Below are 17386 nucleotides of genomic sequence, written 5' to 3' on the forward strand. Positions count from 1 at the left end.
ATAACAATACGAGCTACGATGAATTTTCTGCTCCAGCCTTTGTTCAGTCATATCGAGTAGGGACGCTCCTTTATCTGCGGTGTATGTCATGCACAGACGTCAGCTCCTTAACCTGCTGCTGGTCAGCCCTCTGTTCACCTTGCCTTTGGGGGCTTACGCCACACAGATTCGCAATGCACGCCTGTGGCGCTCGGAGGACAAGCTGCGCCTGGTGTTCGACCTCAGCGGCCCGGTGCAATACAAGACCTTTTCCCTGACCTCACCGGACCGCTTGATCATCGACTTGAGTGGCGCCGGGCTCAGCGGCGACTTTTCCCAGTTGGCGTTGAAGAACAGTGGGATTACCTCGATCCGTTCCGGGCATTTCGGCAAGAGCGATACGCGCATCGTGCTGGACCTGGTCGAGCCCATGCAGCTCAACAGTTTCGTGCTGCCGCCCCAGGAGGGCCAAGGCCATCGCCTGGTGTTGGATTTGACCAACGCGACCCGTGCGCTCCGTCAAATCGCCGCTGAGCCGGCACCCTTGGTGACGCCGATAGACAAGGGGCATCCCAAGCGCGACATCATCGTGGTGGTCGACCCTGGCCATGGCGGCAAAGACCCAGGTGCCATTGGCTCCAAAGGCCAGCGCGAAAAAGATGTGGTGCTGTCGATTGCTCAGTTGTTGGCTAAACGCTTGAAGCGCGAAAAGGGTTTTGACGTAAAACTGGTGCGCAACGACGACTTCTTCGTGCCGCTGCGCAAGCGCGTGGACATCGCCCGTAAACACAAGGCCGATATGTTTATCTCAGTGCATGCCGACGCCGCGCCACGGCTGACCGCGTCGGGCGCCTCGGTGTATGCGCTGTCTGAAGGGGGCGCCACCTCGGCTACGGCTCGTTTCATGGCCCAACGCGAAAATGGCGCCGACTTGCTGGGCGCCACCACCTTGCTCAATCTGAAGGACAAGGACCCGATGCTGGCTGGGGTGATTCTCGACATGTCGATGAACGCGACCATCGCCTCCAGCCTTCAGCTGGGCAGCTCGGTATTGGGCAGCCTGCAAAACATCACCAGCCTGCATCAGAAACGTGTGGAGCAGGCCGGGTTCGCCGTGCTCAAGTCACCGGACGTACCGTCGATCTTGGTGGAGACGGGGTTCATTTCCAACGCGCGCGACGCCCAGCGGCTTGTCACGGCGCGTCATCAGCAGGCGGTGGCGGATGGCCTTTTCGAAGGACTCAAGCGTTACTTTCAGAAGAATCCACCCATGAACAGCTACATGGCCTGGGTGCAGGCGCAGAAAAACAGCCAGGTCTAACAGCCGGTCATTCGGCTGCAGGTGAACTTGGCGCTGGCGCCGCCTGAGCTGGAGAACCGGTTGATGGTGGTCCAGCCCACGCGCCGCGTGTAGCCGACCCACGCCTCGCCATCCGATGCCAACCCGGTAAAGAACGTCAGTTGCCCATACCGGCTGTTGGTCTGCGCCCAATAGCGTTTGCCGATCACTTCGAAACCGCGCAGATACGTAGTGCTGCCGATGGTTGCCACGCTATAGGCATTGCCCAACGGGTCCACACACGCCAGCAGGTTGGCGCTGCGTGTGCACTTGGCCAACAGGCTGGGTGCCTGGGCGCAGGCAGGCCCGGCGACTGCCAATAGCAGCGCGCACAGCAGGTATTTCATCAAGGTTCTCAACATAGGCAGGTGACCAGCATTGCGCCCTTCGTCGCGGCGAGCAAGAGGGATTGGCTTATTTGTATTGTTATACTATAACATAAAAGCACAGCCCGACCCGCGAACCGCTTCCCATGACCGAACACGATCTTTTGGCCCAACCAGCGGCCGACTACATGAATGAGGCCCAGCAGCGCTTCTTCCGCGAACTGTTGCTGGCTCAGCGTGATGACCTGCAAGCCCGTATCGACGCGCAGTTCCAGGCGCTGCGCGAGCAGGAAACCAACAGCGACCTGGCGGATATCGGCTGTGCCGAAGAGCAACGCCAATGGCAACTGCGCCTGCTGGAGCGTGAAAAGAAGCTGTTGGACAAGATCGACGACGCCCTGGAATTGCTGGCCCGTGGCGAATACGGCTGGTGCCGTGAAACCGGCGAGCCCATCGGCCTGCAACGCCTGCTGCTGCGTCCCACCGCCACCTTATGTATCGAAGCCAAAGAACGTGAAGAGCTGCGCGAACGCCATAAACGGGCAGTTTGACCGGCCAACCTTGATGAGGAATACCTGATGCCCAATCGTCTCCCTGTGACCGTGTTGTCCGGCTTTCTCGGTGCCGGTAAAAGTACGCTGCTCAATTATGTCCTGCGCAACCGCGACAACCTGCGGGTGGCGGTGATCGTCAACGATATGAGTGAAATCAACATCGACGGCAGCGAAGTGCAGCGTGATGTCACGCTCAATCGTTCGGAAGAAAAGCTGGTGGAGATGAGCAATGGCTGCATCTGCTGCACCTTGCGCGAAGACTTGCTTGAAGAGGTAGGAAAGCTCGCTAAGGAAGGCCGGTTCGATTACCTGCTGATCGAATCCACCGGTATTTCCGAACCTTTGCCCGTGGCCGAAACCTTCACTTTTCGCGATGAAAACGAGCAAAGCCTGGCCGACATTGCACGCCTGGACACTATGGTCACTGTGGTCGACGGTATGAATTTCCTGCTCGACTACCAGGCTGCCGAAAGCCTGGCTTCACGGGGCGAAACCCTCGGTGAGGAGGATGAACGTTCCATCACCGACCTGTTGATCGAACAGATCGAATTCGCCGACGTCATCCTGATCAGCAAGATTGACCTGATCAGCAGCCGCGAACGCGAAGAACTGATGGCCATCCTTGAGCGCCTCAACGCCCAGGCGGAAATCATCCCGATGGTCATGGGCGAAGTCCCGCTGAACAAGATCCTCAACACCGGCCGTTTCGACTTCGAACGCGCCGCCCAGGCACCGGGCTGGTTGCAGGAATTGCGCGGTGAGCATGTGCCGGAAACCGAAGAATACGGCATAGCGTCCACCGCTTACCGTGCGCGCCGGCCCTTTCATCCACAGCGCTTTTTCGACTTTATCGACCGCCCCTGGGTCAACGGCAAGCTGTTGCGCTCCAAGGGTTTCTTCTGGTTGGCCAGCAAACATCAGGATGCGGGCAGTTGGTCCCAGGCGGGTGGCTTGATGCGCCATGGGTTTGCCGGGCGTTGGTGGCGCTTTGTGCCGAAAAGCCAGTGGCCTCAGGACGAGGAAAGCGTGGCGGCGATCATGGCTAACTGGCAGCTGAGCACGGGTGACTGCCGTCAGGAACTGGTGTTTATCGGGCAAAACATCGACTTCGCCCAGATGCGTAGCGAGTTGGACGCCTGCTTGCTCAACGATGAAGAAATGGCCCTGGGTGTCGAAGGTTGGCGCCTGCTGCCCGACCCGTTTGGCCCTTGGTATGAGCAGGTCGCCTGATGTTGGCCCCGGTCATCCCCCTGCGCCCCGTCATCCGCCAGACACATGGGGAAACGCCGCTGGCGCTGTCCGATATCCTCAATGACGGCGTCAACCTGGCAATCTGGCAGCGCCAACTGCCCCTGCATATCGCTGAGTTTGGCGCTTTGCTTTTGGCGCTCAATGAACCCTTGGCCGAGTCCTTGGTGGTCGAGTTGGTTAGCGAAGACTCCGTGCCGAACTTGCAGGGTTTGGCGTCCAGCTGTCGCGATCTTGAAGGCTACGATGGGTTTATCGCCGATGTGTCGTGGCTGGTCAGTGCATTCGCCTGCCTGCTGGGCGCCAAGCGCATCGGCGTGCGTCTACGGCTATTGGACAAGGCCATGTGCCCGCGTTTTCACGTCGATCACGTACCGGTTCGGCTGATCACCACCTACGCCGGTATCGGCAGCCAATGGTTGCGTGAAGGCGTCATGGACCGGCGCGCATTGAGCCAGGTGGATGCCGAGCCCACGGAGCGCATCGAGCAGATCCATTGCGGTGAGGTGGCGCTGCTTAAAGGCACCAAATGGCATGGCAATGAAGGGCATGGCCTGATCCACCGCTCGCCGGCGCTCAAGGCCGATGAACGACGGTTGATCCTGACGCTGGATTGGCTGGCATAACCGCGTAGGATCAAACGCTCTAAACGGCCTGAACCATGCCTCTTATGCTGCAGAACATTCCCACCCATGTGATTGCCGGGCCCTTGGGCGCCGGCAAGACCAGCCTGATCAAGCACCTGCTTGCCCAGCGCCCGGCCAACGAGCGCTGGGCGGTGCTGATCAACGAGTTCGGCCAGATCGGCCTGGATGCTGCCTTACTTACCCAGGACGATGACGGTATCGCCCTGGGCGAGGTGGCGGGCGGCTGTTTGTGTTGTGTGAACGGCGCACCGTTCCAGGTAGGGCTGGGCCGCTTGTTGCGTAAGGCCAAGCCGGACCGGCTGTTTATTGAACCCTCAGGCCTGGGCCATCCGGCGCAATTGCTCAAGCAACTGCGGCAGGCGCCATGGCAAGACGTGCTGGCCGTTCAGCCTTGCGTGCTGGTACTCGATGCCCAGGCTTTAGCAGCGGGCAGGCCATTGCCGCAGGCACAACAGGAGGCGTTGGCCAGTGCCGGTCTGCTGGTGTTGAACAAGGACGAGACGCTGACCGCGGGGCAATGTCAGGCGATTGAAGCGCAATTACCCGATTGCCCGCTCCATTGGACACGCCAGGCGCAACTGCCACTCGACCGGTTGCCCGGTTTGAAAGCACAGGCCCAAGTAGCTGTGGATAATTTCGGCGTGCCTGAAGCGGTGGGGCAAATGCCGGCGATCTGGAGCGACCCGGGGCTGCCGATCTGTCTGAGCCAGAGCCAGGAGGGCGGCTGGAGCATCGGCTGGCGCTGGCACCCAAGCCAGCGATTCGAGGTCAGCCGTCTGCATCAGTGGCTAGCGAGTCTCGACTGGCGCCGTGCCAAATTGGTTATCCACAGCGTTGAGGGCTGGGTGTCCGCCAACGCGGTGGATAACAGCCCACTGCACTGGCAACCCAGCGCTTGGCGGCGCGATTCACGTGTTGAGTTGATCTTCAGCGCACCACAGGACGTGGCCGCATTGCAGAGCGCCCTGGCAGCCTGCCGTTACTGATGTTTCTTGCTGGCGTGGTCCTGGCGCCACTGGCTCAATTCGATGATCTCGGCGCTGGGCAGCGGCTCCTTGGTTTCGAACGGGTAGGGCGCCAGTTCGATCTGCGCGCTGTGGGCGCCGAATTGGGTGATGACCCCGGCATGCCGGGTTTCGCCGGTTACCGTAAACTCGAAATTATAGATGCGCGCCAGGCGTCGACGGCCATTGGCATCCTTGACGAAACCGATGCGTTTGAGCGCCACGGCACCGTCAAGCAGCTCGATATCGAGCTTGGCGCAATGCTGCTTGACCCGCGCCAACGCCCGTTCACGCAGGCCGTGGTTGTGCCAAACCCAGGCGGCGCCGGTTGCCAGCAGCATCAAGACGAAGATGTTTCCCAGGGTCAGCATTCCATGAACTCCAACAAAGTGAGCGCAGCTTAACTGTGTCGCCGGTCTGTCGTACAGGCTGCGTTTAGTCGCATACTGCTCGGCCAGAAATTCAACGGTTTTACGGAAATCTCCCGCATGAAACGTACACCTCACCTGCTTGCGATCCAGTCTCATGTGGTCTTCGGCCACGCCGGAAACAGCGCCGCCGTGTTCCCCATGCAGCGTGTCGGGGTGAATGTCTGGCCGCTCAACACGGTGCAGTTCTCCAACCACACCCAGTATGGACAGTGGGCGGGCGAAGTGTTGGCGCCGCAGCAAATTCCTGCGCTGGTAGAGGGTATTGCCGCGATTGGTGAGCTGGGCAATTGTGATGCGGTGCTGTCCGGATACCTGGGCAGTGCAGACCAGGGCCGCGCCATCCTCAGCGGTGTGGCGCGCATCAAGGCGATCAACCCCAAGGCGCTGTACCTGTGCGACCCGGTGATGGGCCACCCGGAAAAGGGTTGCATCGTGCCGCAGGAGGTCAGCGATTTCCTCTTGGATGAAGCCGCCGCCATGGCGGACTTCCTGTGCCCCAACCAACTGGAGCTGGACAGTTTTGCCGGGCGCAAGCCGCAATCGCTGTTCGATTGCCTGGCGATGGCCAAGGCCTTGCTGGCGCGCGGGCCCAAGGCTGTGTTGGTCAAGCACCTGGATTACCCAGGCAAACTGCCAGAAGGGTTTGAAATGCTGTTGGTGACGGCTGATGGCAGTTGGCACTTGCGCCGGCCCCTGCTGGCGTTTCCGCGTCAGCCAGTGGGTGTGGGCGACCTGACGTCCGGCCTGTTCCTGGCGCGGGTACTGTTGGGCGATAGCCTGGTGGCTGCCTTTGAATTCACCGCCGCGGCCGTGCATGAAGTGCTGCTGGAAACCCAGGCCTGCGCCAGTTATGAACTGGAACTGGTGCGGGCCCAGGACCGTATTGCCCACCCTCGTGTGCGCTTCGAAGCCACACCGATCAGCCTGTAATGACACAGATCCCAATGTGGGAGCGGGCTTGCCCGCGATGGCGGAGTCTCAGTCAAAGAGATATCGACTGAACCACTGCTATCGCGGGCAAGCCCGCTCCCACATTTTGATTGGGTTTACAAATTACGGCGCGTCGGCTTTGATTTCCCGGTAGCGCTTTTCCAGTTCCTGGCGAATCTGACGACGCTGCTGAGCCTGCACAAAGCGGCGCTTGTCCTCGCTGTTCTGCGGCTGCAACGGCGGTACGGCGGCAGGTTTGCGCTGGTCGTCCACGGCCACCATGGTGAAGAAGCAGCTGTTGGTATGACGCACCGAACGTTCACGGATGTTCTCGGTCACCACCTTGATGCCCACTTCCATCGACGTATTGCCGGTGTAGTTGACTGACGCCAGGAAGGTCACCAGCTCACCGACATGAATCGGCTCGCGAAAAATCACCTGGTCCACCGACAGCGTGACCACATAACGACCGGCATAACGGCTGGCGCAGGCGTAGGCCACTTCGTCGAGGTACTTGAGCAGTGTGCCGCCGTGCACATTGCCAGAGAAATTGGCCATGTCAGGGGTCATCAGTACCGTCATCGACAGCTGGGCGTTTCCGGGTTCCATAGCACACTCACGGGTTGTAGGCATTGGTTGGGGGGGAAGGCACCTCTGCGGGTACTCATAGTCTTTGCAGCGCCATCCCTAACGGGACGCCGTCAGGCGGCTTGCCGTCACGCGCGCAGCGATCTGTTTCCATATATTGCACCGGCTTTCCAGCAGAAGTCGCGGTGTTACCCTTCAAAAGCCCTTCTCAGGGCTTTTCTTACGATCAAGGCAGACTTTTCCGACCCTTCAAAGGCGCGGCCGGAAGTGGGAAAAGCGCCTGCACCTCAAGGAGCCCCTCGCCATGCACGCCATCAGCTTTATCCAGGACTTGGCCGTGATCATGCTGGTGGCAGGGGTGGTCACCATCCTGTTTCACCGCTTCAAGCAGCCGGTGGTGCTGGGCTACATCGTTGCCGGCTTCATTATCGGCCCCCACACCCCGCCGTTTGGCCTGATCCACGATGAAGACACGATCAAGACCCTGGCGGAGCTGGGGGTCATCTTCCTGATGTTCTGCCTGGGCCTGGAATTCAGCCTGCGCAAGCTATTCAAGGTAGGAGCGACGGCGTTTATCGCGGCGTTCCTGGAAATCGTGCTGATGATCTGGATCGGCTACGAGATCGGCCGCTGGTTCGACTGGAGCACTATGGACTCGCTGTTCCTCGGCGCGATCCTGGCAATCTCCTCGACCACCATTATCGTCAAGGCCCTCAACGACCTGAAGATGAAAGACCAGCGGTTCGCCCAGCTGATTTTCGGCGTGTTGATCGTCGAGGACATCCTGGGTATCGGCATCATTGCGTTGCTGTCGAGCATCGCCGTGAGTGGCACGGTCAGCTCCGGCGAAGTGTTCTCCACGGTCGGCAAGCTTTCGCTGTTCATGATCGTTGCCCTGGTGATTGGTATTTTGCTGGTGCCGCGTCTGCTGGCTTATGTGGCCAAGTTCGAAAGCAATGAGATGCTGCTGATCACCGTGTTGGGCCTGTGCTTCGGTTTCTGCTTGCTGGTGGTGAAGTTGGAATACAGCATGGTGCTCGGGGCCTTTCTGATTGGCGCGATCATGGCTGAATCCCGCCAGTTGATTAAGATCGAGCGCCTGATCGAGCCTGTTCGCGATATGTTCAGCGCAATTTTCTTCGTGGCGATTGGCTTGATGATCGACCCGCAGATCCTGCTGCAATACGCCTGGCCCATTGCGGTGATCACCGTGGCGGTGGTGCTGGGCAAGATGCTGTCTTGCGGGCTGGGCGCGTTTATCGCCGGTAACGATGGTCGCACCTCGCTGCGGGTGGGTATGGGACTGTCACAAATTGGCGAGTTTTCTTTCATCATCGCGGCGCTGGGGATGACCCTGCAGGTCACCAGCGACTTCCTGTATCCGGTGGCGGTGGCCGTTTCGGCGATCACCACGCTGCTGACGCCCTACCTGATTCGTGGCGCGGACCCACTGTCATTGAAGATCGCGGCGGTGATGCCCAAGCGTATGAGCCGAGTGTTCGGCATGTATGGGGAATGGTTGCGCAGCATTCAGCCCCAGGGCGAGGGGGCGATGTTGGCCGCGATGATCCGCAAGATCATCCTGCAAGTCGGGGTAAACCTGGCGTTGGTGATCGCGATCTTCTTTGCTGGTAGCTTTTTCGCGGAGCGCATCGGTGGGTATCTGGAAGGCTGGGTCAGCGATCAAAGTTGGCAGAAGGCGTTGATCTGGGGCGGGGCGCTGCTAGTGTCGTTGCCGTTCCTGATTGCGGCGTATCGCAAGCTCAAGGCGCTGTCGATGCTGCTGGCGGAGATGAGCGTGAAGCCAGAGATGGCCGGGCGTCATACCCAGCGTGTGCGAAGGGTGATTGCGGAGCTGATCCCCCTCTTGTCGCTGCTGGTGATCTTTCTGCTATTGGCAGCCTTGTCGGCCAGTATTCTGCCGACCAACAAGTTGCTGGTGTTGATTGCCGTGGTCACGGCGGCGGTGGCTGCAGTGCTCTGGCGCTGGTTTATCCGTGTGCATACGCGGATGCAGGTTGCGTTGCTGGAGACGCTGGATAACCACAAGGATACGGAGCACTGACTGGCGTTGACGGGGCTGCTTCGCAGCCCAGCGGGAGCAAGCTCCCTCGCCACAAAAGCCGGTTGCCAGAGGTTAAGGGACTCAGCTTTCCAGCCAGACGTCCCGTGCCCAGTGCCACACCGATTCCCAGGTTTCTTCGGTGACCAATTCTTCTTCGGCCGACCACAACACCACGGTGCCGTCTTCTTCGACGCAGTAGTAGTCGTCGCCGTCCTGGCAAATAGGGATCAGGCTGCGATCAACACCGGCATCCCAGGCGTTGGCCGCAACGTCCGGCAGGTAGGTGTGGGACTGCGGGTCGGTGACGGTCACGGGTTCCAGGCTGCCATAGACTACGTCGCTGACGGTCAGCAAAAATTCACGGAAGACAAAGGGGATGTCGATGAACAGTTGTTCCTCGATTTCCACCAGCAGGTCTTCGTCAGGTAGCTCCAAAGGAACCGGGACCGGTTCGTTGGCTTCACGCAGTTGTTCGATGATTTCTTCCACGGCCGGGATCCTCTTGCTAGATGGCGCGGTTTATAGGGGCGTTTTATACAGTAGCTCGCTATAAGTGCAACCGTGAAATAGAAAACCCCGGACACGTCCGGGGTTTTTGTTACCGCTCGCTCAAACGCGCAGGTATTAGCCGTTCTGGCGGATACCGGCGACCAGCCATGGCTGGTCGTCGCCCTGGGCGCGTTCCATGTTCCAGCTTTCGCTGAACACTTCGCCCTGGTCGAAACGCGAGGACTTCGACACACCGCTGAACGTCAGGGTGGCGATGGTCTTGTCGGCACGATCGTCCACGCCATCGAGCTGTACGCGCAGGTCGTCGATGTAGGTCGACTGGAAGGCGTCACCGATCTCGGCGCGTTCGCGCTTGAGGAACTCCAGTAGTTGCGGGGTCACGAACTCGGAGATCTTGTCCATTTCGTTGGCGTCCCAGTGCTGTTGCAGGGACTGGAAGTGGCTGCGGGCTGCTTCGACGAAACGCTCTTCGTTGAACCAGGCCGGTGCGTTGATCACCGGACGGGCGGCAGGAGCTGCCGAACCACCGAAGATCGAACCCATGGCAGGCTTTTGCTCGAACGCTTCACGCTGCATCGGCGCGCCGGCTGGAGCCAGGTGCTCCTGCTGCTTGCGGCGACGGGCGGCGATAAAGCGGAAGACCAAAAAGGCGATGACGCCCATGATCAGGATGTCGAAGATCTGCATGCCCTGGAAGCCGTCGCCCATGAACATGGACGCGAGCAGGCCACCGGCGGCGATGCCGGCCAGTGGGCCCAGCCAGCGCGAAGCACCGCCGGCCTTGGCAGCAGCGCCAGCAGCACCGGCTGCGCCTGCAGTAGCCGCAGCACCGCCCGCACCGGCGGATGGAGCCATCTGGCTGGTCTGGTGAGTCGGTGCCGCGCCCGAGCTTTTGCCGCCACCGAAGCGTTTGGCGTTGGCGTCGAGGCTCATCGTCAGGCCGATGCACAACGCCATGGCGATGCTAAGAAAACGTTTCATATAGGGAATTCCCATTTGTGGATTGCACGCGCGCCATGTTGCACAGGTGTCGTGGCAGTGGCTAGCGGCATAATGTTTCGGGCTTTTGCGTAAGACCAAATCCGAAGGGTCTGTAGGACTAATTACAGATATTGGCCCGCACTCGTGAAATACAAGGGCGCAGCCGTCCCTTCATGCTGAACCGCTCTCTGTAGGAGCGAGCTTGCTCGCGAAAAACGTCAACGATTACGCGGGCATTCTGGATGAACGCATTGTCTGGGCGTTCTTCGCGAGCAAGCTCGCTCCTACAGGAATGGAGTTCACACCGCTTCGAGCTTGGCGTAACCCATCATCAGCCACTTGCTGCCCTCGGCGAAGTTCACCTGCACCCGGGCCTGGGCGCCGGCGCCTTCGAAGTTGAGGATCACGCCTTCGCCGAAGATCGCATGCTTGACCTGTTGGCCCAGGCTGAACGGGGTTTCCGGTATTTCGGAGCCGGCAAACATGCTGCTGGAGTTCTGTTGCTGGCCACCGCCAAACGGGCGGCTGACGCTGTTGGACAAGCGTACTTCCTGGATCAGCCCCTTCGGCACCTCACGTACGAAGCGCGACACCTTATTGTAGGTTTCGCTGCCGTACAGCCGTCGGGTCTCGGCGTAGGTCATCACCAGGTTCTGCATCGCCCGGGTAATGCCCACGTAGGCCAGGCGGCGTTCTTCTTCAAGACGGCCAGGTTCTTCCAGGCTCATCTTGTGAGGGAACAGGCCTTCTTCCATGCCCACCAGGAACACGTAAGGGAATTCCAGGCCCTTGGCGCTGTGCAAGGTCATCAGCTGGATGCTGTCTTCATGCTCATCGGCCTGGGTATCGCCGGCTTCCAGCGAGGCGTGGCCCAGGAAGGCGGCGAGTGGCGTCAGCTCTTCGTCGTCCTCGGTGTTTTCGAACGCACGAGCAGCGCTGACCAGTTCCTCAAGGTTTTCTACCCGGGCCTGGCCTTTCTCGCCCTTTTCCGCTTCGTGATAGGCGATCAGCCCGGACTGCTCGATGACGGTCTGGGTCATCAGGTGCAGCGGCATTTCCGCGCATTTTGCGGCCAGGTTCTCGATCAGCTCGACAAACACCCCTAACGCCCCGGCAGCACGGCCAGTCAGGCCTTTGTTGGCGATCAGCAAGCGCATGGCTTCCCACATCGACACATCGGCATGGCGCGCATGGTCGCGGATCGCTTCGACGGTTTTCTCGCCAATGCCACGCGCCGGGATATTGATCACCCGCTCCAGCGCTGCATCGTTACCACGGCCTTCAAGCAAACGCAGGTAGGCCATGGCGTTCTTGATTTCGGCGCGTTCGAAGAAGCGCTGGCCGCCATAGATGCGGTACGGGATGCGCTCGCGCAGCAAGGCCTCTTCCAGCACCCGCGATTGGGCGTTGGAACGGTACAGAATCGCGATATCGCTGCGGGCCAGGCCGGTTTTCAGTGCGCTTTCGATGGTTTCCACCACGTAGCGCGCTTCATCGTGCTCATTGAACGCCGCGTACAGGTTGATCGCTTCGCCTTCGCCGCCGTCGGTCCACAGCTCTTTGCCCAGGCGCCCGGTGTTGTTGGCGATCAAGGCGTTGGCAGCCTTGAGGATCCCGGCGGTGGAGCGGTAATTCTGCTCCAGGCGGATGGTCACCGCGTCCGGGAAGTCTTCGGAATACTGGTAGATGTTCTCGATTTTCGCGCCACGCCAGCCGTAGATCGATTGGTCGTCATCGCCCACCACCATCAGGCTGTCGCCGCCTTTGGCCAGCAGGCGCAACCAGGCGTACTGCACGGCGTTGGTGTCCTGGAACTCGTCCACCAGGATGTGGCGGAAGCGTTTCTGGTAATGGGCCAGCAAACCGGGATTGTCGCGCCACAGGTCGAGGGCACGCAGCAGCAGTTCGGAGAAGTCGATGACGCCAGCGCGCACGCAGGCCGCTTCATAGGCTTCATAAATGCTGCGCATGGTGGCCAGGAACAGGTCGCCGCTGGCCTGGATATGTTGCGGGCGCAGGCCCTCGTCTTTCTGGCCGTTGATAAACCACTGCGCCTGACGCGCCGGCCAGCGTTGTTCGTCCAGGCCCAGTTCGCGGATCACGCGCTTGACCAGGCGTTGCTGGTCGTCGCTGTCGAGAATCTGGAAGGTCTGGCTCAGCCCCGCTTCCTGCCAATGCGCCCGCAACAGGCGGTGCGCCAGGCCGTGGAAAGTGCCCACCCACATGCCGGCCGGGCTGATGCCCATCAACTGCTCGATGCGATGACGCATCTCGGCAGCCGCCTTATTGGTGAAGGTCACCGACAGGATGGAATGCGGGGACGCGTTTTCGACCTGGATCAACCAGGCGATACGGTGCACCAGCACTCGGGTTTTACCGGAGCCAGCACCGGCCAGGACCAACTGACGGCCAACGGGGGCCGCTACGGCCTGGCGTTGGGCATCGTTGAGGGAGTTCAGCAAAAGAGAGAGATCATCGCGCATCGACGCATTCTATGGGCCTTGGGGGGCCTGGGCAAATCCCAATGCCGGATGGTCGATGCAAAACGCCTGCAAGCTACCGACGCGGCGAACATTCTGGCGGGGGTGATGACCGGTTGGTCATCGGTCGCAACCCGTGCCGTGTCTTGCTCAAGCGGTCTGGGCCAAAGGTTTGCGGCAAATCGCAGCGGGTTTTTTATGACTTGTAGCAGTTTGGCCCAGGCGCTTGCTTGTGTATGCTCCGTCGACGTTTCGGGCTCACCATTATAAGAACACCGCCTATGACCCTTAGCACCGACCTGTTTGGCCCCTCGCCGGCCCCAGCACAGGTCATCTGTAAACACTATGCAACCGAAATCGCGGTTGAGCGCACGCGCCTGCTGTATCAAGGTTCGTTGCTGCCAACGCTACTGATGCTGGTCAATGGCCTGGTCTGCGCCTGGTTGCTGTGGAACCCCAATCAATACCTGCTGGACAGCGTCTGGCTGCTCTGGCTGCTCGCCCTGGTGGCGATGCGCGTGATTCAAGTAGCGGCCTTTGACTCGGCCATGCCCAGCCGGCAGGCCCAGCCCGTGTGGCGCCGTATGTTCATGCTCGGCTCGGCGGTCAGTGGCCTGACCCTCTCGGTTGCGGCCATTGCCCTGGTGCCCACGGACAGTTTCATGCATCAGGCCTGGGTGTTTGGCCTGATTGGCGCCGCCACCCTGTCGGCCAGCGTGGCCTACGCCGTGAGTCTTTGGGCCTACCTGTCGTTTGCCTTGCCGTGCCTGGTACCGGCCATCGTCTACCTGTTCTGGAATGGCACCCCGCAACAACAAGGCTGGGGTGTGCTCGGCCTGATCCTGCTGGCGTCCCTGAGCCTGGTGGCGTGGCAGGTCAACCGCCTGATCCAGCGCGGGCTGTTGCGCCGTTTCCAGAACCAGGCTCTGATCGAGCATTTACAGCAGGCGCAGCAACGCAGTGAGCAGTTGAACCAGGACCTGGTGCGCGAAGTCGAGCAGCGCCGCGAGGTGGAGCAGAACTTGCGTGAAGCCCAGGTCGGCTTGCAAGACCGTGTGGCGCAACGCAGCCAGCAATTGGATGCTGCCAGCCTCGCCTTGAGTAAAAGCGAAGCGCGCCTGGCCATGGCCCTGCAAGCCAGTGAGCTGGGCCTGTGGGACTGGAACCTGCAAACCGACGAGGTCCACCACACACAACTCAAAGAGTTGTTTGGCCTGGAGCCCGAGTACGTCACGGCGATGCTCAGCCACCTCAAACCGCGCCTGCACCCCGACGATCTGCCACTGCTCAAGCACGCGCTGGTAGAGCATCTCAAAGGCCGCAGCGAGGATTATCAGGTGGAATACCGGATACGTCATGGCGATGGGCATTGGGTGTGGATCGAAGACCGCGGGCGCGCTGTGGAGCGCACGACCAGTGGCCGCGTTATCCGTATGCTGGGCACGCGCCGCGACATCAGCGCCGGCAAGGCGGTGGAGGAGCAGCAACGCCTGGCTTCGACGGTGTTCGAGGCGGCCAGCGAAGGCATTGTGATCCTCGACCCGAACTACGCGCTGATCGCCGTGAACCAGGCGTTCAGCCGCGTCACCGGCTTTGACATCGACGACATGCTTGGCCGCAACGTCGTGGAACTGCCCAGCAGTCGCGATGCGCGGCGCCACTTCCCGCTGATCCGCCAGGCGTTGCTCAGCCACGGTACTTGGCAGGGTGAATTGGTGGAGACGCGCAAGAACGGCGAACTCTACCCGCAATGGCTACAGCTGAACGTGGTGCGCGATGTACGGGGAAACGTCAGCCATATCGTAGGCTTCTTCGCCGATCTGTCCGCGCGGCGCGAGTCGGAGGAGCGCATGCGCTACCTCACTCACTACGACGAGTTGACGGGCCTGGCCAACCGTTCGCTGTTTCGCGAACGGCTGCGCGAGGCTCACCAGCGCGTGCGCCAAGGCGGTCGCAGCCTTGCGCTGCTGCATATCAACCTCGACCGCTTCAAATTGCTCAATGACAGCCTGGGCCATGAAGTGGCCGACCAACTGCTGCAGAAAATGGCGCGGCGCTTGATCAACGCGCTGCCGGAGGCCGACACCATTGCGCGCCTGTCCGGTGATGAGTTCGCCGTGCTGTTTGACGCCTATGGCAACCTATCGAGCCTGGCGCGGGTGGCGACCCGGCTGCTGGCGAAACTGCGCGTGCCGGTGCACGTGGAGGGTCATGAACTGGTAGTCAGCGCCTCGATGGGCGTCAGCCTGTTGCCGGATAACGCGCGGGAAATTTCTGCACTGGTCAGCCAGGCAAATATGGCGATGCAGCACGCCAAGCATTTGGGCGGGAATAATTTCCAGTTCTTCACCGACAGCCTGCAAGCCAGCACCCTGGAGCGTTTGCAGCTGGAAAACCACCTGCGCAAAGCCATCGACGAGCGTCAGCTCACAGTGTTCTACCAACCCAAGCTGTGCCTGGCCACTGGCAAGCTGAAGGCTGCCGAGGCGTTGGTCCGCTGGGAGCATCCGCAGTGGGGCATGGTGCCGCCGAGCGATTTTATCGGTTTGGCGGAAGAAACCGGCTTGATCGTGCCGTTGGGCGAATTTGTGCTGCGCCAGGCCTGCTGGCAGGCCTGCGAATGGCAGCGCCAGGGGCTGGCGCCGATTCGTGTGTCGGTCAACCTGTCAGTGCATCAGCTGCGCCAGGGCAAGCTGGTCAGCCTGGTGCGCCAAGTGCTGGAGGAAACCGCACTGGACCCCCAATACTTGGAGCTGGAACTGACCGAAAGCCAGTTGCTCGACAGCGTTGAACACATCATCGCCACCTTCCAGCAATTGCGCGACCTGGGGGTGAAGCTGGCCATCGACGACTTTGGCACCGGTTACTCATCCCTCAGCTACCTCAAGCGCATCCCGGTGGACTACGTAAAGATCGACCAGGCCTTTATCCGCGGGCTTGGCCAGGGGCGCGAGGATGCGGCAATCACCCGTGCGATCATCGCCATGGCTCACGGGTTGGCGCTCAAGGTAGTGGCCGAAGGCGTGGAGGATCAGCAGCAGCTGGATTTCCTGCGCGGCGAGCAGTGTGACGAGGTACAGGGGTACCTGATCAGCCCGCCCCTGCGGGCCGAGGGGCTGGCAGATTTGTTACGTAAAAATGCAGATTTTTCTTAACGCAGCGTAGGCCGCGTTTATGGCTACATAGCGCCTGCCCGCTGAATCAGGGGGGAGCAGGGCGATTTAGTGATGCATCACACGGGCAAAACCACAATTCTTGTAGTATAACTACAAGCTTGCTACATCCCTGGCGCCTGCCAATAACAAGAGTCCTGCCCTTTGAACCTGTTGCAACATATCGCCCAGTCGCGCCACCTGTTACGCAAATCGGAACTCAAGGTTGCCGATCATGTGCTGCTTGACCCTGCGGCCGTGATGCACAGTTCCATGGCCGACCTGGCCCACAGCGTGGGCATCAGTGAGCCGACCATCGTGCGCTTCTGCCGCGCCATTGGTTGCTCCGGGTTTCAAGATCTGAAACTCAAGCTGGCCCAAAGCCTGGCTGCTGGTGCGAGCTTCGGCCAGTTTGCAATCCATGAAGACGACTCCGTCGCCGACTACAGCCTGAAAATCTTCGACACCACCTTGCACACCCTGATGGAAGTGCGTGAGAAGCTCGACCCGGTGGAGCTGCAAAAGGCCGTGACCGCGATGTCCCAGGCCCAGCGCGTCGAGTTCTACGGCTTCGGTGCGTCCGGCGCGGTGGCGGCCGATGCCCAGCACAAGTTCTTCCGCCTGCTGCTGACCGCCGCGGCCTACAGTGACCCGCACATGCAGGCAATGTCGGCGGTGACCTTGAAGCCCACTGACGTGGCCATCTGCATTTCCCAATCCGGCCGTTCCAAAGACCTGCTGATCCCCGCCAACCTGGTGCGTGAGAGCGGCGCGTCGTTGATCACCCTGTGCCCGAGCCAGACGCCATTGGCGGAGCTGTCCACGGTGAACCTGGCGATCGACGTGCATGAAGACACCGAAATCTACACGCCGCTGACCTCGCGCATTGCCCACCTGGTGGTCATCGACGTGCTGGCGATGGGCGTGGCCATGGCCCGTGGCCCGAGCCTGGTCAACCACCTCAAGAGTGTGAAGCGCAGCTTGCGTAGCCTGCGGTTGTCGCCCAAGTCCGTCAAAGCCCTCGACGACTGAGGGCCTGTGGGAGCTGGCTTGCCTGCGATAGCGGTCTGCCAGTTACCCTCTTCATTGCCTGATACACCGCCATCGCAGGCAAGCCAGCTCCCACAGGGAATTTGCGCCAGTTTCGCAAGA

General features: G+C 60.6%; 15 protein-coding genes. 9 read left to right on the forward strand and 6 right to left on the reverse strand.

Features of this window, described 5'->3' with window-relative positions; translation table 11 throughout:
- The first annotated feature begins 88 nt into the window (after positions 1-88).
- Positions 89-1300, forward strand: a complete 1212-nt coding sequence (locus tag CER19_RS25905) for an N-acetylmuramoyl-L-alanine amidase (RefSeq protein ID WP_116668477.1) — start codon at positions 89-91, stop codon at positions 1298-1300.
- Here CER19_RS25905 and CER19_RS25910 read toward each other — a convergent pair.
- A complete protein-coding gene (locus tag CER19_RS25910; protein ID WP_116668478.1) occupies positions 1297-1665 on the reverse strand; it encodes a glutamine synthetase in 369 nt (122 codons plus the stop codon). The two genes, CER19_RS25905 and CER19_RS25910, sit on opposite strands and share 4 nt — an antisense overlap.
- A 125-nt stretch (positions 1666-1790) precedes the next feature.
- On the opposite strand from CER19_RS25910, the gene dksA reads away from it, so the two are divergent.
- Genes dksA through CER19_RS25930 form a run of 4 tightly spaced genes read left to right on the forward strand, consistent with a single transcriptional unit; the run spans position 1791 to position 5079 of the window.
- Positions 1791-2195 (forward strand): RNA polymerase-binding protein DksA, encoded by a 405-nt coding sequence (dksA, locus tag CER19_RS25915; protein ID WP_116668479.1) that lies wholly within the window; start codon positions 1791-1793, stop codon positions 2193-2195.
- Between the two features lie 27 nt (positions 2196-2222).
- On the forward strand, positions 2223-3428 hold the full coding sequence (gene zigA, locus CER19_RS25920) for a zinc metallochaperone GTPase ZigA (RefSeq protein WP_116668480.1): 1206 nt from the start codon (positions 2223-2225) through the stop codon (positions 3426-3428).
- Positions 3428-4072 carry a DUF1826 domain-containing protein gene (locus CER19_RS25925; protein WP_116668481.1) on the forward strand — a complete coding sequence of 215 codons (645 nt, stop codon included), beginning with the start codon at positions 3428-3430 and terminating at the stop codon, positions 4070-4072. The genes zigA and CER19_RS25925 overlap by 1 nt, the downstream gene beginning before the upstream one ends.
- 44 nt (positions 4073-4116) lie before the next feature.
- Entirely contained in the window at positions 4117-5079 is a 963-nt protein-coding gene (locus CER19_RS25930) for a GTP-binding protein (RefSeq protein WP_116668482.1), read from the forward strand.
- On the opposite strand, the gene CER19_RS25935 is transcribed toward CER19_RS25930, so the two are convergent.
- On the reverse strand, positions 5073-5468 hold the full coding sequence (locus CER19_RS25935) for a DUF3301 domain-containing protein (protein ID WP_003195752.1): 396 nt from the start codon (positions 5466-5468) through the stop codon (positions 5073-5075). The two genes, CER19_RS25930 and CER19_RS25935, sit on opposite strands and share 7 nt — an antisense overlap.
- A 117-nt stretch (positions 5469-5585) precedes the next feature.
- On the opposite strand from CER19_RS25935, the gene pdxY reads away from it, so the two are divergent.
- Complete coding sequence (gene pdxY / locus CER19_RS25940) at positions 5586-6458, forward strand: pyridoxal kinase PdxY (RefSeq protein WP_003195749.1); 873 nt, start codon at positions 5586-5588, stop codon at positions 6456-6458.
- A 123-nt stretch (positions 6459-6581) separates the two neighbouring features.
- Here the strand turns inward: pdxY and CER19_RS25945 are convergent, their stop codons facing one another.
- Positions 6582-7067, reverse strand: coding sequence for an acyl-CoA thioesterase (locus tag CER19_RS25945; RefSeq protein ID WP_003195747.1), 486 nt, complete (start codon positions 7065-7067; stop codon positions 6582-6584).
- Between the two features lie 283 nt (positions 7068-7350).
- On the opposite strand from CER19_RS25945, the gene CER19_RS25950 reads away from it, so the two are divergent.
- The gene (locus CER19_RS25950) at positions 7351-9111 is read left to right on the forward strand and encodes a cation:proton antiporter (protein WP_057975224.1); all 1761 of its coding nucleotides are present in this window, start codon (positions 7351-7353) and stop codon (positions 9109-9111) included.
- Between the two features lie 81 nt (positions 9112-9192).
- Here the strand turns inward: CER19_RS25950 and CER19_RS25955 are convergent, their stop codons facing one another.
- The 3 genes from CER19_RS25955 to uvrD form a co-directional block, all read right to left on the reverse strand.
- Positions 9193-9600 carry an SMI1/KNR4 family protein gene (locus tag CER19_RS25955; RefSeq protein WP_014720555.1) on the reverse strand — a complete coding sequence of 136 codons (408 nt, stop codon included), beginning with the start codon at positions 9598-9600 and terminating at the stop codon, positions 9193-9195.
- A 135-nt stretch (positions 9601-9735) separates the two neighbouring features.
- Positions 9736-10602 carry a Tim44 domain-containing protein gene (locus CER19_RS25960; RefSeq protein WP_003195740.1) on the reverse strand — a complete coding sequence of 289 codons (867 nt, stop codon included), beginning with the start codon at positions 10600-10602 and terminating at the stop codon, positions 9736-9738.
- A 299-nt stretch (positions 10603-10901) separates the two neighbouring features.
- Positions 10902-13085: a DNA helicase II gene (uvrD, locus tag CER19_RS25965; protein ID WP_014720554.1), complete on the reverse strand. Its 2184-nt coding sequence runs from the start codon at positions 13083-13085 to the stop codon at positions 10902-10904.
- Between the two features lie 278 nt (positions 13086-13363).
- Here uvrD and CER19_RS25970 point away from each other — a divergent pair, with 278 nt between their 5' ends.
- On the forward strand, positions 13364-16237 hold the full coding sequence (locus CER19_RS25970) for an EAL domain-containing protein (protein WP_116668483.1): 2874 nt from the start codon (positions 13364-13366) through the stop codon (positions 16235-16237).
- Between the two features lie 162 nt (positions 16238-16399).
- Positions 16400-17266: a transcriptional regulator HexR gene (gene hexR / locus CER19_RS25975; RefSeq protein ID WP_116668484.1), complete on the forward strand. Its 867-nt coding sequence runs from the start codon at positions 16400-16402 to the stop codon at positions 17264-17266.
- Positions 17267-17386: the final 120 nt, after the last annotated feature.

The sequence above is a fragment of the Pseudomonas sp. GL93 genome (assembly GCF_003408955.1).
GTDB classification, from domain to species: Bacteria; Pseudomonadota; Gammaproteobacteria; order Pseudomonadales; family Pseudomonadaceae; genus Aquipseudomonas; species Aquipseudomonas paracarnis.

What these genes read in the sequence shown, in the direction of transcription:
- CER19_RS25905 (WP_116668477.1), top strand. Translation starts at nt 89, where the DNA reads ATGCACAGACGTCAGCTCCTTAACCTGCTGCTGGTCAGCCCTCTGTTC.
- CER19_RS25935 (WP_003195752.1), bottom strand. Translation starts at nt 5,468, where the DNA reads ATGCTGACCCTGGGAAACATCTTCGTCTTGATGCTGCTGGCAACCGGC.
- CER19_RS25930 (WP_116668482.1), top strand. Translation starts at nt 4,117, where the DNA reads ATGCTGCAGAACATTCCCACCCATGTGATTGCCGGGCCCTTGGGCGCC.
- CER19_RS25945 (WP_003195747.1), bottom strand. Translation starts at nt 7,067, where the DNA reads ATGGAACCCGGAAACGCCCAGCTGTCGATGACGGTACTGATGACCCCT.
- CER19_RS25960 (WP_003195740.1), bottom strand. Translation starts at nt 10,602, where the DNA reads ATGAAACGTTTTCTTAGCATCGCCATGGCGTTGTGCATCGGCCTGACG.
- uvrD (WP_014720554.1), bottom strand. Translation starts at nt 13,085, where the DNA reads ATGCGCGATGATCTCTCTCTTTTGCTGAACTCCCTCAACGATGCCCAA.
- dksA (WP_116668479.1), top strand. Translation starts at nt 1,791, where the DNA reads ATGACCGAACACGATCTTTTGGCCCAACCAGCGGCCGACTACATGAAT.
- CER19_RS25910 (WP_116668478.1), bottom strand. Translation starts at nt 1,665, where the DNA reads ATGAAATACCTGCTGTGCGCGCTGCTATTGGCAGTCGCCGGGCCTGCC.
- CER19_RS25950 (WP_057975224.1), top strand. Translation starts at nt 7,351, where the DNA reads ATGCACGCCATCAGCTTTATCCAGGACTTGGCCGTGATCATGCTGGTG.
- pdxY (WP_003195749.1), top strand. Translation starts at nt 5,586, where the DNA reads ATGAAACGTACACCTCACCTGCTTGCGATCCAGTCTCATGTGGTCTTC.
- CER19_RS25925 (WP_116668481.1), top strand. Translation starts at nt 3,428, where the DNA reads ATGTTGGCCCCGGTCATCCCCCTGCGCCCCGTCATCCGCCAGACACAT.
- zigA (WP_116668480.1), top strand. Translation starts at nt 2,223, where the DNA reads ATGCCCAATCGTCTCCCTGTGACCGTGTTGTCCGGCTTTCTCGGTGCC.
- CER19_RS25970 (WP_116668483.1), top strand. Translation starts at nt 13,364, where the DNA reads ATGACCCTTAGCACCGACCTGTTTGGCCCCTCGCCGGCCCCAGCACAG.